Origin of the sequence: Ornithinibacillus gellani, assembly GCF_003730295.1 — a bacterium.
In the GTDB taxonomy this organism is placed as follows: Bacteria; Bacillota; Bacilli; order Bacillales; family Amphibacillaceae; genus Ornithinibacillus_A; species Ornithinibacillus_A gellani.
This window is the reverse complement of record NZ_QTSZ01000052.1, coordinates 145,264-159,924: the sequence shown is the minus strand read 5'-3', so window position 1 is coordinate 159,924 and position 14,661 is coordinate 145,264. Positions and strand designations below refer to the sequence as shown.

13 protein-coding genes are annotated in these 14,661 nt (G+C 41.1%); 7 read left to right on the top strand and 6 right to left on the bottom strand.

The features are described 5' to 3' along the window. Positions 1–108: 108 nt before the first annotated feature. On the bottom strand, positions 109–753 hold the full coding sequence (locus DX933_RS17440; protein ID WP_123317711.1) for a hypothetical protein: 645 nt from the start codon (positions 751–753) through the stop codon (positions 109–111). A gap of 172 nt (positions 754–925) precedes the next feature. Next, the gene (locus tag DX933_RS17435) at positions 926–3,385 is read right to left on the bottom strand and encodes a YheC/YheD family protein (protein ID WP_123317710.1); all 2,460 of its coding nucleotides are present in this window, start codon (positions 3,383–3,385) and stop codon (positions 926–928) included. A 158-nt stretch (positions 3,386–3,543) separates the two neighbouring features. Here DX933_RS17435 and DX933_RS17430 point away from each other — a divergent pair, with 158 nt between their 5' ends. The 4 genes from DX933_RS17430 to DX933_RS17420 all read left to right on the top strand — a co-directional run bounded on the left by DX933_RS17430 (position 3,544) and on the right by DX933_RS17420 (position 5,905). Continuing rightward, complete coding sequence (locus DX933_RS17430; RefSeq protein ID WP_123317709.1) at positions 3,544–4,686, top strand: response regulator; 1,143 nt, start codon at positions 3,544–3,546, stop codon at positions 4,684–4,686. Between the two features lie 189 nt (positions 4,687–4,875). Further along, the gene (locus DX933_RS18525; protein WP_190279582.1) at positions 4,876–5,025 is read left to right on the top strand and encodes a hypothetical protein; all 150 of its coding nucleotides are present in this window, start codon (positions 4,876–4,878) and stop codon (positions 5,023–5,025) included. A 74-nt stretch (positions 5,026–5,099) separates the two neighbouring features. Continuing rightward, positions 5,100–5,285: a hypothetical protein gene (locus DX933_RS17425; protein WP_123317708.1), complete on the top strand. Its 186-nt coding sequence runs from the start codon at positions 5,100–5,102 to the stop codon at positions 5,283–5,285. 20 nt (positions 5,286–5,305) lie between these two features. Then, a complete protein-coding gene (locus DX933_RS17420; RefSeq protein WP_123317707.1) occupies positions 5,306–5,905 on the top strand; it encodes a class D sortase in 600 nt (199 codons plus the stop codon). A 22-nt stretch (positions 5,906–5,927) separates the two neighbouring features. Here the strand turns inward: DX933_RS17420 and DX933_RS17415 are convergent, their stop codons facing one another. The 4 genes from DX933_RS17415 to DX933_RS17400 are packed head-to-tail and all read right to left on the bottom strand — an operon-like array spanning position 5,928 to position 8,473. Then, the gene (locus DX933_RS17415; RefSeq protein WP_190279581.1) at positions 5,928–6,338 is read right to left on the bottom strand and encodes a DUF3021 domain-containing protein; all 411 of its coding nucleotides are present in this window, start codon (positions 6,336–6,338) and stop codon (positions 5,928–5,930) included. Further along, entirely contained in the window at positions 6,331–6,789 is a 459-nt protein-coding gene (locus tag DX933_RS17410; RefSeq protein ID WP_123317705.1) for a LytTR family DNA-binding domain-containing protein, read from the bottom strand. Before DX933_RS17410 ends, DX933_RS17415 begins: the two co-directional genes overlap by 8 nt. A gap of 18 nt (positions 6,790–6,807) precedes the next feature. Beyond that, positions 6,808–7,554, bottom strand: coding sequence for an ABC transporter permease (locus DX933_RS17405; RefSeq protein ID WP_123317704.1), 747 nt, complete (start codon positions 7,552–7,554; stop codon positions 6,808–6,810). A 31-nt stretch (positions 7,555–7,585) separates the two neighbouring features. Then, positions 7,586–8,473, bottom strand: a complete 888-nt coding sequence (locus tag DX933_RS17400) for an ABC transporter ATP-binding protein (protein ID WP_123317703.1) — start codon at positions 8,471–8,473, stop codon at positions 7,586–7,588. Positions 8,474–9,523: 1,050 nt separating this feature from the next. On the opposite strand from DX933_RS17400, the gene DX933_RS17395 reads away from it, so the two are divergent. The 3 genes from DX933_RS17395 (at position 9,524) to DX933_RS17385 (ending at position 14,575) form a co-directional block, all read left to right on the top strand. Then, positions 9,524–11,431: a beta-N-acetylhexosaminidase gene (locus tag DX933_RS17395; RefSeq protein WP_223806031.1), complete on the top strand. Its 1,908-nt coding sequence runs from the start codon at positions 9,524–9,526 to the stop codon at positions 11,429–11,431. Positions 11,432–11,472: 41 nt separating this feature from the next. Beyond that, a complete protein-coding gene (locus tag DX933_RS17390; protein WP_190279580.1) occupies positions 11,473–12,489 on the top strand; it encodes a lactonase family protein in 1,017 nt (338 codons plus the stop codon). A 460-nt stretch (positions 12,490–12,949) separates the two neighbouring features. Then, the gene (locus DX933_RS17385; protein WP_123317701.1) at positions 12,950–14,575 is read left to right on the top strand and encodes an ABC transporter substrate-binding protein; all 1,626 of its coding nucleotides are present in this window, start codon (positions 12,950–12,952) and stop codon (positions 14,573–14,575) included. Positions 14,576–14,661 lie beyond the last annotated feature (86 nt).

Sequence of the window (14,661 nt, the reverse complement as noted above, 5' to 3'; positions counted from 1 at the left end):
ATAAGATACTTCTATAATAACATAGTACTAAATAGTACTCAATATTTTATTTTAAAATTTGACAAAAAAATAAAGCCATCACTGGCTCTAAGGGCAATTTATTATTAGTTAGGTGTCAAACTCCCGATAAAAGGTTGTTATTGTTTTTCTATACATACATGTTTGCATATAGGGATTGATAAGGAATAAGAAGTACCTGATTTGAAACTGATCATATAAAATAATTCTATTTTGCTTATCTGTTTTGAAAACAAGTCCATATTTTTGTTCCAAAAAAGCAATTAATAGCATATTTTCTTGTTCGGAAAAGCTTTCAGTAGATAATATTATTTTTGTTGGTATACCATTAACAATTTTTAGATGCCCGTCATCCATGTACCACCAAGCAAGTGACTGTCTGATAAAATATGTATATAATAATGAGGAGGGAATTTCCTTTCTGTTATTTGAATACCATTGTTTGCGAAGATAGGAGATAATGGGAGAAGTCCTGGACTGTGTATAATGGGATGTACTGAAACCTTTAACTGATCGGTTATCAAATATTTTTCTGAACTTTGGTGGATTTAGTGGAATTTCTTTTTTAAATTGATGAAAACAATAATTACTCCATGCAAAATCTGCTGAGGTATGTATAAACTGAAATCTAGGTTTCCTACCCTGTTGAATAGTTATACATCCATCTCCTAATAACTTTCCAATTATTTGAGCTTTAAAGGCTGCTGAAGTATTTTTCCAGGGGGAAACATTCATATATTATCACTCCACATCAATTGGAACATATGTTCTATTATGCCTCATTTATGATCATAAGTACATTTTTTGTGGGATTTATTTTTTCATTACGAAACGGAAAAAGACATCATACTTTAACGAGCATATTTTGGAAATATAAAAAGAACTGCCAGAATGACAGTTCAATTATTTAATGATCATCTAATGATCCGATTTTATCTGCAGCCAATGCCTTCGCCCATTCAACAACGGCTTCTGCATATTTTTGTTCGTCATATATAGCATTTGGTCCATTCGGGTTTACTTCCATAATACTGATTTCCTTATTCGGATTGATTGCAAGAACGATACATAGCTCACTAATATCCCATGATGTTTCCAATGTAGTCGCAATTTGTACTGCAATATCTTTTATTTTTTGTTCGGCTGCTTTATCGTTTTCTAGAAAAGCGGACAATTCTTTTTCGTCTATTTCCACAGCGTTGTCATCTTGAAAATGCTGGGTCTGTCCAGTTGTATGAATGAAAGACCATTCTCGCCTTCTATCTTTTATTAAATGCAGATGAATGGACGTATATGTATCATCGACTGGTCTATTACCAGGGTCAGCTTGCACGATGTAGGCGTGTTTATCTATTTTTTCTTGTATAAGATGTTTAAGCTTTAAATCTGATTGCACTTTACACTTTGTCCCTTCCACAACTAGTGTTTGCCGATTTCCCATGTGTTTCATATATATGGTAGCACCAAACTTTTCTAGTTTTACCTGTACACTGCCATATTTCTCAAGCCATTGGATGACATGATGCGGTTTTCGCACTTTCTGGTAGCTGGCTATCATTGGTGCAAGCGCGTCATCTGCCAATAGCTGTTCATAAATAGCTGATTGCTGATGGGTTTGTACCGGGTATTCATTGGTAAATGGCACATCACTTAATTCATCATAAATAAACTGTGCATCGGCGTGACCACGCCATTTTAGCTGATCAATTATCACATTGGGATAAGCAGTAATCTGTTGGTGCCACTCTCCATCTTCGAAAAATGAGCCACGAATGAGTTCACGATCAAAATCAATGTCATTTGGTGTAAATTGATAAAATGTACATTGTCTGGCAGCTGCAGCTTCTGCGAATGCAAATACAAGTGTGTTTTCTTGAGTTTTTTCTGTGAGCATGCCAATGCATCGTTGTTCATTTATTTTCATAATCGGGAGCTTGCTGCCGCTTGCGTTGAATTGATTAGCTGCATGGATAGATTGTTGGGTATACATCACACCATTTTCTGCAATATATTTTGCATAAGCTATCGTGTTCACCGCACGTTTTTCTTCATGATAGGCGGTTTGCGGACCGTTATTTGCTTCATGCATCCAAATCTTGCCCGTTTCATCAATTGCGAAATCGAGTCCTAACTCATCCAGTGCCAAACCATACAATTTATCCAAATGCCAGGCAACGTCAACGGATAGCTGGAGAATTTCTGTTTCATATTGTTTGCCGCTTTTTTCCCCAAACTCGTTCCGCAAAAAAGCAGGAAAGTCCTCGACACGTCCTTCTGTACTAATATTGCTCAGATTGGTTTTTTTGTTGCCGATTCGCGGATAAATATGTGTCAGCTGCCATTTTCCTTCTCCGTTTTTTTGTACATGGGCTCTAAAATGATAGGGTTCATCCGCTTTTGTACGGGTATGAATATAGCGCTGGATGATAAAGCTGCCTTTTTCCCTTAAAATAATTTGCTCCAGAAATTCCTGAAAGGCATCTGCATTCAGGATTCTTTCCTTCTTTTGGTCCAGTAAAATATAACGGCTGCCTTTTTTCGTAATAAAAAATATATTTTCGCCGCGATTACTGCTTAAGGCTTTGAAGACAACGCGCGGATGTTTTTCCATAAAATCATAAACTTTTTTTGCATCTATACAAACGGTAAAAGGCACGAGCAACTCAGCATACTTTCTGTACTGAACCATCCTTCTCGGCAACGAAAATTTATTGCCGACATGGAAGCTTGTAAATGGTATATGTCGACGTAATTTACGCTCAGCTTGGGATTGTCTACCTACGCCTACATTATGTATCACGTCAGGAAACGGAATGGTTACCCGTTCCCAGTTTCCATTCTGAAAAGTATCAGCCTGAATTCGCTGATCTGCAAAGTTGATATCCTCCGATGTGAAAAAATAGAGCTGTGTTGCTTGGTTTTTACTTTCGTGTAGCATGGCATTCATCCGTGCTTCCGGATAAAAGCTTTTCGGATTACCCCAGCTGTGAAAGATGCCTATTTTTATCGTTTTGTTTTGTTTTTGATTCCCGACCTCCTGAATAAAGCTTTCATTCAGCCGGTTAAATAATGGCTGAAGGGAAAATTGTACGATTTCAGCTATTTTTATAAAATTGCCCGCTTCCAGCTGATTTGCAATCAATAGCAAATATTGTTCTAATTTTTTCGTTTGCTCAGAAAAACGATTGTCCTGTGCGTGAAGCATGTGGATGACAGCTTGTGATCCCTCCACAATGCTGCTAAACATATAAATACTTTGATTTAATTCCCGTTTTTTAATCAGATCTGAAAAATGTTCTGTTGCTTCCGCTAAGGTCTGCAATATATTTTGAACCTGAAACAGTTGTTTTTCGTTTGGTTTGGTCATTTTGACACCTCAATTGTTTGTCGCTAGCTTATACACTTATTATCGGTATTTTACATGGCGATGTTTAATCGCTTCAACATCCATCTCATTTTTTTCACAGATAAATAGTCTGTTTTTTCCATTTTCCTGTATAATGAACATATAGGGAGGTGGGGAATATGCGCATTGTATTGGTGGATGATGAGCCGCTCAACTTGAATCGTTTTGAGAAGTTGATTAAAAAGAACGGTGGGATGGAGATTGCCGGGAAGTATAGCAATCCGTTCGAGGCATTCGAGGCGATTAAGGAGAAGCAGCCGGATGTTGTTTTTCTGGATATCGAGATGCCGGAGTTGGATGGGTTGGAGCTTGCGGAAAAGATTCAAAATCTTCCATTTAAAACAAATATTGTCTTTGTGACGGCGTATCGCGATTATGCGGTTGAGGCATTCGAATTACATGCGATTGATTATCTGGTTAAGCCGGTGCAGCAACATCGGTTGAATGAGACGCTTCGAAGGCTGGCACGTGAACCAAGTGCAGAAGCGGATCCAATTCCAGAAATCATGGTCGGCTGCTTTCAGTCCCTACATTTCAAACAGGTCGGAAACAGACAGAAGACGATTGATGTACGGTGGCGAACAGCGAAAGCACGGGAATTATTTGCCTTTCTCATACATAACTTACATAAGCCTGTGCTCAAGGATGTTATTTTGGAATTACTTTGGCCGGAGATGGAAATCGATAAGGCGATGACGCAGCTTTACTCGACCATTTATCAGATTCGGAAAACGTTGGAAATGCTCGATTTGGAAATTGCGATTAGCAGCAAGAATAATTGCTATCAGCTGGATTTGAACGGAACGAAGCTGGATGTCGTAGAGTGGGAGTCCCAGCTTGATCGTCTACTTGCCGACCAAGAAGCGGATGTCCTTCAGCTAAATCATACCATCCAGCTGTATCAAGGGGATTATTTAGCTGATCATGATTATTTATGGGCCGAGGGTGAGCGGGAGCGTCTGCGTGCAAAATGGCTGGAGCTTGTGACCAAAACAGTAGAAAAATTTATTGTAAAAGAAGACATTACAGCGGCTATCGCCTTGTATCATCGTGTACAGAAACAGTATGCGTATTTAGATGAGGTGTATTTTATGCTGATGCAGCTGTATCACCAGCTCGGTGAAAGAAATGCGGTGATCCAGCAATATGAAAAGCTTGTACACATGCTGGATGAAGAGTTTGGCTTGGAGCCATCCGCTCTGATTAAAAATTGGTATGTCGAATGGAAAAAAGGATTAACACAGGAAGCGCCGTCTATTTAGCTACCTAAAAAGGGCTGTCTACGTTGATAAAAACTTGGGACAGTCTTTTTGGATTGTAAGAACTTCTCCCTGTGACCGGTACGGATGAACAAGTGTACAGTTTTTGTATAGCCCTATGGTGTATCATAGCAATTATTTAGGTCTATTTTCCAAAAATAATCATCTTCTAGTAGAAGTGAGTGTGTTACCATGAGAAAAATTGTCATTGTCAAGGAGCCTTCGATTTTGCGTACAGGGTTAGTTAAAATCTTAGAATCTATGTCAAAGGACGTAAAGGTTATCGTTTATGATGCTTCTGAAATGGAAGCAATGATGGAACTGAGCATAAAGGTGCTGTAATTATAATAGATGTGGATGCGCAGCTGGATTATTGGCGTGTGATTAACCATTATCAGCGCAGGAGGGATAAGCTTGTGATTTGGACTGCCGAGCCAACAAATCGGAAATTATTGGCGCTGTTCCATCGTAATTTGCATGGGTATTTTTTTGAACGGATGGACACGGGGGAACTCATTGCAGCAATTAGGAATGTGTTCCGGGGAGAGCGGTATATCGATCCTGCTTTTTCTGCATTACTATTGGCTGCCTTGGCGGAATAACAATGGGGGAGGCTTGTCAGATGAAACATAAAATCAGCTTGCTGTTCATTGTTACAGGTGTTCTGCTGATTGGTTTGGCTGCTTTTCAATATTTTCATAGCAAGCAGCAATTATCGGCTGCCTTACATGAAGCAGAAAAGCTTGTTTCTATGAATGTGAAAGAGGAGACTGCTGCATCTGCATCAGCAAAAATAGATGTTCCACCATTCAAAGAAAATGATGTGGTTGGTATCTTGCATATACCGAAAATTGAGGGGAAACTTCCTATCGTAGAGGGTACAGATGAAGCGGATCTGGCAAAGGGTGTCGGGCATTATCGTTCCACCGTTTTTCCAGGTGAACAGGAGCAAATCCTGCTGTCTGGCCATCGGGATACGACTTTTCGTAAATTTGGCGAATTAGAAGCTGGGGATCAGTTCATTATCGATATGCCATATGGGAGTTATACCTATGAAATGCGGGAGGCCGTTATTGTGCCTGCGGATGATACATCCATTATTGGACCAAAAGGGGAAGAGGTCCTGACATTATCTACTTGCTATCCATTTAGCTATATTGGATCCGCACCCGATCGGTATGTCATTTTTGCCTATCCAGTTGAAACGGACATTCCGGAATAATGGCTGGAATGCCCGCTTTGGGTTAATGTCTATTTTGTAGCTGCTCATTTAAGGTTTCTGTCTGTTTTCGATAATAGAACAGAGCGCCTAGCCAGAATAGGAAGTAAATCGCGATAAATACAAGTATGTTCAGGAAAATCAGGAGTGGTTTTGGCGATATCCACCCAACTGGAAAAGCAATGCTGAAATAAACGATGATGGACAGGCTGAAATGAATGATGAGTTTTTTGAGTGGGTTCCAGGTTCGGTGCTCCCAAATCAGTGAGGACCAGCCGAAATAAATCCCGACTGCCATACCAGCGAGCATATGCCACCATATTTCATCCACAGAACTGTCGATATGTTTAAACTTTAAGACGGTTAATGCGATAAAAGTGGAGATGGCTCCAAAGCCGACACCAATTATTCCTCGCTTGAAAAGCTCCCTAATCATCGACATAACCTCCCATCATTAACCGTTCTTTTACTTTGGAAACCTGGCTGCGTGAAATATATTCTTTATTTCCGGAATGAAAGTAGACACATAGATTTCCATTGAAGGATAGCTCAAAGCGCTGGATACGGTTCAGATTGCCTATGACAGATTTGGAAAACCTTAGAAAATGATGTGGCATAAGCATGTCTTCCACTTCGTAAAGCTTCATTTTCAGCTCCACATTACGATCTTCCAATGCGGCAAAAATTTTCCTTTTTTCTGCGTAAATATAATCGATATCAGTGGGGTCGAGCAATTCTGTTTGATCATCGACCACTCCGAATAGCCGCTCCGTTTTTCGTTTGCGGATGGTGTTGATAATTTCTTCCAGTTCATCGGACCATTCATTCGTTTGAATGGTAATCGACGGGCCTTCGTATTTGTCATCAATATCAATATTAATTTTCATACCTAACCCCCTTGGGCTTTATCCGCGGGCTTTTTTCAAGAAATGTGGATAGCGCATGAAGGCAATTAGAAATCCAATGCAGCCATATGCGAACACGACGGCGGTTGCTTTGGCGAACAAGGAGAGCTTCAGGGTGCCATTCATTGCATCCTGTAATTCTTGATGGGCCCAATATTGTGGCAGACCGTGTGCAATGATGCGCATGAAATCGGGCATCATCTCTAATGGCATCCACAGTCCGGACAGCATGGCGCCTCCCAGTGCAAATACTTGTGTTAAGGCAATTCCCATGTTTTCTGTATGGACGAGCATGGATAGGGCAAGCCCAATACCGGTTGCGGAAAATGCGAGAACAGCCGATGTGATGAGTAAATACCATGGTTGCCCCAATGGAACTTGATAAACGAGCTTACCAAATGCAAGCAGGATAAATATTTGTATCCATACAATAAACATATACGGTAACCATTTTCCAAGCAAATATTTTATCGAAGAAAGTGACGTGCTGGCAATGCGGGCTGTCATCCCTACATCTCGATCCTTCAAAAAGGTGTTAACCATAGAAATCAGAATGAAAAAAACGAACATGACCGTGTAGCCTGGCACGATGGAAAGAATGACGGTTTCTTGATCTGCATCTGGAACCCCCGATGTGAATACGGAAATAAATAGTACGGTAAAGGCAATTGGTAAAATAATCATCCAAAATAACAATCCGCGATCCTGTGCGTTTTTCTTTAATTCCAGTATAAGCATGGCTTTCATCTAAATGTACCTCCTTGGTTTGAATTTTTCATCAAGATGATTTATCCCGTAGTGCACTTCCAGTCAGTTGGAAGAAGACATCCTCTAGTTTTGGTTGGACCAATTGCAATTGTTCCAGTTTATCGGCATCATTTTTATAGTGATGGAGTATTTGATCCATCATGGCTAATGGTTGATTGGTAGTAATCAAATGTCCTCGATTTTTTTCAGTTATATTATCAGAAGCAGCTAGTTTAGAAGGAGGAGAGAGTTGACCTTTGACAAAAACTGCGGGTGTCACATGCTGTTGCAAAAGTGCATCCATGCTAGATTCTTGTAAAATTTTACCGTGATCAATGAATGCTACATGGTCACACAGCGTTTCGACCTCTTCCATATAATGACTGGCGTAAATGATGGTGCAGCCCTTTTTTATGAGTTGATGGATCATATCAAAAATATATTTCCTGGATTGAGGGTCAATGCCGACAGTTGGCTCATCCATAATGAGCAGCTTCGGTTGATGCATCAAAGCACAGCCAATATTGATTCTGCGTTTCATACCCCCGGAGAATTCGATGATTTTATCCTTTCCGCGTTTCGATAAACCGATTTCCGCTAGAACTTCCTCTGTGCGTTGTCGAAGTTCTTTTCCGCGTAGTCCATACAATCTGCCGAAAAAATGGAGATTGCTTGCTGCAGACAAGGTTTGTTCCAGACAAATTTCCTGTGGTACATAGCCAATATCCTCAGGCTTAGGCATGTCAACCTTGCCCGTATAATCCTGAATGATGGATGATAATATTTTTAATAAAGTAGATTTCCCTGCCCCGTTTGGGCCTACCAAACCATAACAAGATCCGGCTGGTATGGAGAGCGTCGCATCTTGTAATGCTTGATTTTTTCCATAATTCTTTGATACAGATTGGATACTTAACATGTTGATCACCGTCCTTGCTTGGAGTATAGCAAAATAAAACTGCATTTCGATTTGAAAATGGATAACATGCAGCATTCCCTTCATGAAACACCAAAAATAAGGGATGAACGAAATAAAATGATTGATCACAGATTGTTGATAACAAGAATAGTGCGTGTGGGTTCAACAGCCAGTAAAGGCCTGATTGGTTCAACTAACAATCAGTGGGGGAAGTGCGAGAATCCCCACTGATTGAAGTTTCACTTTATTTTACAATTGAAAATTTTAGAAACGTGGGCTATAGTTTGTTACAGGCTTGCTTCTATAAACAAGGGTAAGTGGTCTGGAAATGAATGGATAAACATGGATGCAGAATTGGAAGCGTGTGCATTACTTTACGTAGGATAAGTTGTGGGAATCGGCGAGCCAATTCCTGTCCTGATTGGAAAAGGTCTGACCCTGGGGAGGAATGGGCGCGAGTTGGGATGATTCCCGTGCGAGGATGCTGTTATGGCGCGCGACTTGGCACGTAACCCATGCGAGTTCCGTGCTAAGGTATGCGAGTTCTGCGCTAAGTCATGCGACTTCTACGCCAAGGCATGCGAGTTTCATGCCAAGTCATGCGACTTCCATGCTAAGGTATGCGAGTTCCGTACTAAGGCACGCGAGTTCTATGCTAAGGCATGCGACTTCTACGCCAAGTCATGCGAGTTTCATGCCAAGGTATGCGAGTTTCGTGCCAAGGCATGCGACTTCTGCGCCAAGTCATGCGAGTTCTGTGCTAAGGCATGCGACTTCCATGCTAAGGCATGCGAGTTCCGTACTAAGGCATGCGAGTTTCATGCCAAGGTATGCGACTTCTACGCCAAGTCATGCGAGTTCCATGCCAAGGTATGCGACTTCTGCGCCAAGTCATGCGAGTTCCGTTCTAAGGTATGCTACTTCCATGCTAAGTCATGCGACTTACACATCAAACAGCGACACATAACGCAAAGTCGCTGTCCATTCACCGTTATTCATATCACGACCTGCACATATAGGGTGGGCACAGTTTTTGGAGGAGGAATGTAATTGAAAATTAAGCTGGATGGTAAGGCGGTAGCTTTTGAACAGGCGCTTGTGGAATTGCAGGATGAGCTTGGATTTGTTTTAGCAGATGATGGGATGGTGCTTACTGCTGAACAGGATGATACGGCTGGTGTGTTGGTGGCGCTAAAGGATGGGAAGGCAGAGATTTCCTATCAACGTCCGATTCATTTTTTCCGTGGATTTGGGTTGCTCGTACAGCATGCGCTGAAGGGGGAAGCAGAATTTACGAAGAAAGAGACGCCGCAGTTTGATAAGATTGGTCCGATGTTTGATTTGTCGCGGAATGCGGTGCTTAGAGTGGATAGTGTAAAGACGTACCTTCGAAAGCTTGCCATCATGGGGCTGGATAGTGCGATGCTTTATATGGAGGATACATATGAGGTGGAATCGGAACCGTATTTTGGCTATATGCGTGGCAGGTATTCTGCAGCGGAATTGAAGGAAATGGATGATTATGCGTATCAGTTTGGGATTGAGCTCATTCCTTGTATCCAGACGCTTGCGCATTTGGAGGAATTCTTGAAGTGGGGTGCGGTGACTGCGTATAAGGATACGAGAGGTGCGCTTCTTTTGGAAAGCGAAAAGACTTACGCTTTGCTGGAGGATATGATTACTGCGGCTACGCAATCCTTTCGTAGTAAACGCATTCATATTGGGATGGATGAAGCGGAGGAGCTTGGTCGTGGAAGATTTTTGAATCAGCATGGCTATAAGCCGCGGTTTGAATTAATGAAGCATCATTTGGAGCGTGTGCTGGAGATTACCGATAAGCTTGGTCTCGAGGCAACGATGTGGAGCGATATGTTTTTGAAGCTTGCTTCTTCCACTGGAGATGTGTACACAAGCAATACGGAAATTCCGGAGCATATCGTGAATCAGACACCGGATGGTATCCAATTGATGTATTGGCAATACAATCAAACCGATAAAAATCATTATACAAAAATGTTTAAGCAGCATCAGGCATTTGGCCGGACACCGGCATTTGCAGGTGGTATCTGGGTATGGAATACGTTCGCTGTCAATTATAATTTGTCGCTAAAGGCGAGTGAGGCTGCGTTAATGGCTTGTAAGGAAGCAGGAGTTAAAGAGGTATTTATCACACTTTGGGGTGATGATGGATATGAAAATAATCCATTTGCTGCTTTGCTTGGTATGCAGTATTATGCGGAGCATGCCTATGCTGAGACATTGGATCAGGAGAAGCTTGAGGAGCGTGTGGAATTTTGTACAGGTGTGACAGAGCAAGCATTTCTGAAGCTTCAGGAATTGGACATGCCTCCAGGGGTGGAACAAACGAATACAGATCAGACCAATCCGTCTAAGTTTTTACTATGGCAGGATGTGTTGCTTGGTGTATTTGACAAGCACATTGAAGGGCAAGCGGTTGGAGATTTTTACAAGGAGTTAGCTGGTAGCTGGAAAGATACGAGGGATGCCAATCAAGCATTGGATTATTTATTTGATGTGCCGGAAAAACTGGCTGCTGTCCTTGCTTTAAAAGGGGATGTTGGTGTCAAGCTAAAGCGGGCATATGATGCAAAGGATAAAACGGAGATGGATCGGATTGCGAATCAGGTTCTTCCTGAGATTAGCGTGCGGGTGGATGCATTACGTGAAGCGCATCGGAAGCAATGGTTACAGATTAATAAGCCATTTGGCTGGGAAGTCGTTGATATTCGTTATGGTGGCTTGAAAAACCGTCTCGATACCGCGACGAAGCGCGTGAATGATTATTTAGCTGGTCGAATTCATGCTGTGGAAGAGTTGGAGCAGGAGCGGCTTTATTACACGCCAGAGGCTGCGGAATCAACAGGATTAGGCTGGTGCAGTTATCATTATCGGATGGCATCACCGAATGTGTTTTTCCACGTCTTGCCAATTTGCTAGAATTTTATGTAACGGACATGAGTAGAAAGGGTGGCTGTAAAGTGGGTAAAAAAAGTTATGAATTTCTAGTAGGCTGTTACGGTAGTGAGCAAGAGGAAACCATCCACTGGCTGGAATTGGATACAGCGGATGGCAAAATTCGTAAACTTGCAGCGTTTTCCGGGGTGGAAAACCCGAGCTATTTAACAGTAGATTCGAAGCGGAATAGTCTGTATGTAATTAGTGAGGTGGATCAGGGGGAGGTCATCAGCTTTGGCATGGACCATCAATCGAAAACGCTTCAACGATGGAATAGCAAACCGACAAAAGGCGGGCCTTGCTATGTGGAGTTAGGAGGCGATGATGACTATATTTTCACTGCTAATTATGGTGGTGGTAGTGTTATTGTTCATCAATTGAATGAAAAGGGAGAAACCGTAAAGGAAACAGATTTTAAAACGTATGATCCGGAAAAATCAAATGTCCATACGATTCGATCCATTCCTGGGACATCTTATTTTGTTGCGACAGATTTAGGCTGTAATGCATTATATTTCTATCGTTTTGAAGTGGAAACGGGTACATTAAATCAAATACGAGCAGTTACATTACCGGATCATTCAGGTCCGCGTCATATTGCTTTTCATCCCACACTAAACATGCTGTATGTGGTGACAGAGTTTAATTCTACCGTTGTTGCTTATGCTTATGATGATTCGTTGGAGTCAATTGAATTGGAACAGGTTATTCAAACTCTTCCAAGCGCTTATTCAGGCAAAAATTATGGGGCGGAAATTCACTTCTCGCATGGATATTTGTATGTATCCAATCGTGGACATCATTCGCTTGCGGTGTTTCAGGTGCTTCCGGATGGTAGGTTGGATGCAATGTCACATACAAGTACAACAGGGGAATGGCCGCGACATTTCACATGTATCCCGGATAGTGATTACGTCATAGTCGCAAATGAGCATACAAATAACTTAGTTGTTATGAAAAAAGACAAGCAGGGATTATTACACGTCCTTGAGGAGTCATATACAGTAGGAAAACCAGTTTGTGTTCATGTATTGACGTAAATCTGACAAAGGATTTACGTTCAAAACTCCTAGTAGTCAAGGATTGGATGTAAGGCATAAAGCCCCTATATGGGTACAATAGCGGTAAAAAATGGATTTGGAAACGCGGGTTTCCAAAAAAAATGATCCTAAACATTATAATGTTATATTGACATGACGATACAATAGTGCTATTATTTCGAATAAGAGGTGAAAACGCTTACTGATATTAGGTAATTATTCCCTGTTTTTTTTCATAGGTTCATGGACTACTAGATTATTTATTTTACATGCAGCGGAGCCTATGAAAACAGATGAATAACAATCAGTAATGGCAGTTCGATTTATCACGTGGAGTAAGAAATCTTGTAAGCGCATCATAGCTGAAAAGGGGTGATTCATCGCAAGGGTAAAAATGAGAGAAATATACATGAGGGTGGACAATTGGTTGTCATTTTTTTAATAACGAGGAGGTTACATTGTGAAATTGAGAAAAGGTTTAATTTTTATAATGGTTATTTTAATTGGACTCGTTTTAGCAGCTTGTAGTGATAAAGAAAGCTCAGGAAAAGATAAAGATTCATCTTCAAAAGATGAAAATGCAGTGAATGAAACAGGTATGCCGATTGTTGACGAAGAATTGGATCTAACGTTTTTCGCCAATAAGCCAGCTCAGAACGAGGGCAATGACTGGAATGATATTCTCATTTGGAATGAATATCAAGATCAGACGAATATCAATGTGAAATGGAATCAAATAAGTCCAGACGCATTGGAAGAGAAAAGAAACCTAGCACTTGGTGGTGGAGATTTGCCAGATGCTTTCTTCCTATCCCAAGTTACGAACACAGATTTACTTCGATATGGTGGACAAAAAGTATTCTTGCCATTAAATGATTTAATCGAGAAGCATGCACCAAATCTTACTGCTTTGATGGAGAATGACCCAAGTATCCGTAAGGCGATTACTTTCCCAGACGGTAATATTTATTCCATGCCTTCTCTAATTGAAGAAGATTTCCTATCCTTGCGCTTGAGTGCAAGACCATGGATTAATGAAGATTGGCTGAAAGAATTAGATATGGATATTCCTGAAACAACAGGTGAATTTTACGAGTACTTAAAGGCAGTAAAAGAGTTGGATCCAGTTGGTGGCGGTAAAACAATACCATACGGTGGAACACAAATTCAGGAAATGGTTCAGTGGTTATCAGGATCTTTCGGTGTCATGAATCATGGTCCATCGAATACAAACTTTGATTTGGATCCGAATGATGATTCTAAATTGCGTTTCTATGCAGCTACAGATGAATATAGACAAATGCTGGAGTACATTCATAAATTGTATGACGAAGACTTGATTGATCAAAGTATCTTTACCATTGAGTGGGGTCAGTTCCTAGCGAATGCTTCGGAAAATCTATATGGAAGTATGATTTTCTATGATCCAATTGAATTGTTTGGTGAAGAAATCGGTTCACAGTACAATAGCTTGGCTGCTTTAGAAGGCCCAGAAGGACATAAGGATTATAACAAACTATCCTCATCTGTTTGGGATACAGCTAACTTGGTTATTACAAGTGAAAACCCTAACCCTGCAGCAACTGTAAGATGGATGGACCATTTCTACAGTGAAGAGGGAGCAGAACTTTATTACATGGGTGTGGAAGGCGAAACCTTTGAAAAGAAAGATGGAAAAGCGGTTTACATGGATCACATCTTAAATCCAGAAGGCGATATGACGTTTGAACAAGCGATTGCAAAGCAGTTAACATGGTTGGGTTCCATTAACGGAATTATTAAAGCAGACTATTTCCAAGGTGGAGAATCTGCACCACAATCTATGGATGCTGCGGAAAAGATTGCACCATTCGTTCCAGACGAAATCTGGCCACGATTCACATTTACGGATGAAGAGAACAAGATTCTACAGTCTATTGGACAAGACGTTAACAACTATGTAGAAGAAATGCGCGATAAATTTATTACTGGAGATGAAGATTTAGCAGGCTGGGATAAATATGTTAAAACATTAGACCAGATTGGCCTGGAGCAAGTAGTGGAAGTCTATCAAGATGCATTCGATAGATACAAAGAGGCTAACTAAAATAAATAGTGGAGTGGTGGGAGGTTTCCCAACCTCCCACCACTATTATTTTACAGCCCTTTTACGCTAGCTTGAACTCCTAGTGA

What these genes read in the sequence shown, in the direction of transcription:
- DX933_RS17405 (WP_123317704.1), bottom strand. Translation starts at nt 7,554, where the DNA reads ATGAAAGCCATGCTTATACTGGAATTAAAGAAAAACGCACAGGATCGC.
- DX933_RS18525 (WP_190279582.1), top strand. Translation starts at nt 4,876, where the DNA reads ATGAGAAAAATTGTCATTGTCAAGGAGCCTTCGATTTTGCGTACAGGG.
- DX933_RS17430 (WP_123317709.1), top strand. Translation starts at nt 3,544, where the DNA reads ATGCGCATTGTATTGGTGGATGATGAGCCGCTCAACTTGAATCGTTTT.
- DX933_RS17400 (WP_123317703.1), bottom strand. Translation starts at nt 8,473, where the DNA reads ATGTTAAGTATCCAATCTGTATCAAAGAATTATGGAAAAAATCAAGCA.
- DX933_RS17410 (WP_123317705.1), bottom strand. Translation starts at nt 6,789, where the DNA reads ATGAAAATTAATATTGATATTGATGACAAATACGAAGGCCCGTCGATT.
- DX933_RS17440 (WP_123317711.1), bottom strand. Translation starts at nt 753, where the DNA reads ATGAATGTTTCCCCCTGGAAAAATACTTCAGCAGCCTTTAAAGCTCAA.
- DX933_RS17435 (WP_123317710.1), bottom strand. Translation starts at nt 3,385, where the DNA reads ATGACCAAACCAAACGAAAAACAACTGTTTCAGGTTCAAAATATATTG.
- DX933_RS17420 (WP_123317707.1), top strand. Translation starts at nt 5,306, where the DNA reads ATGAAACATAAAATCAGCTTGCTGTTCATTGTTACAGGTGTTCTGCTG.
- DX933_RS17415 (WP_190279581.1), bottom strand. Translation starts at nt 6,338, where the DNA reads ATGATTAGGGAGCTTTTCAAGCGAGGAATAATTGGTGTCGGCTTTGGA.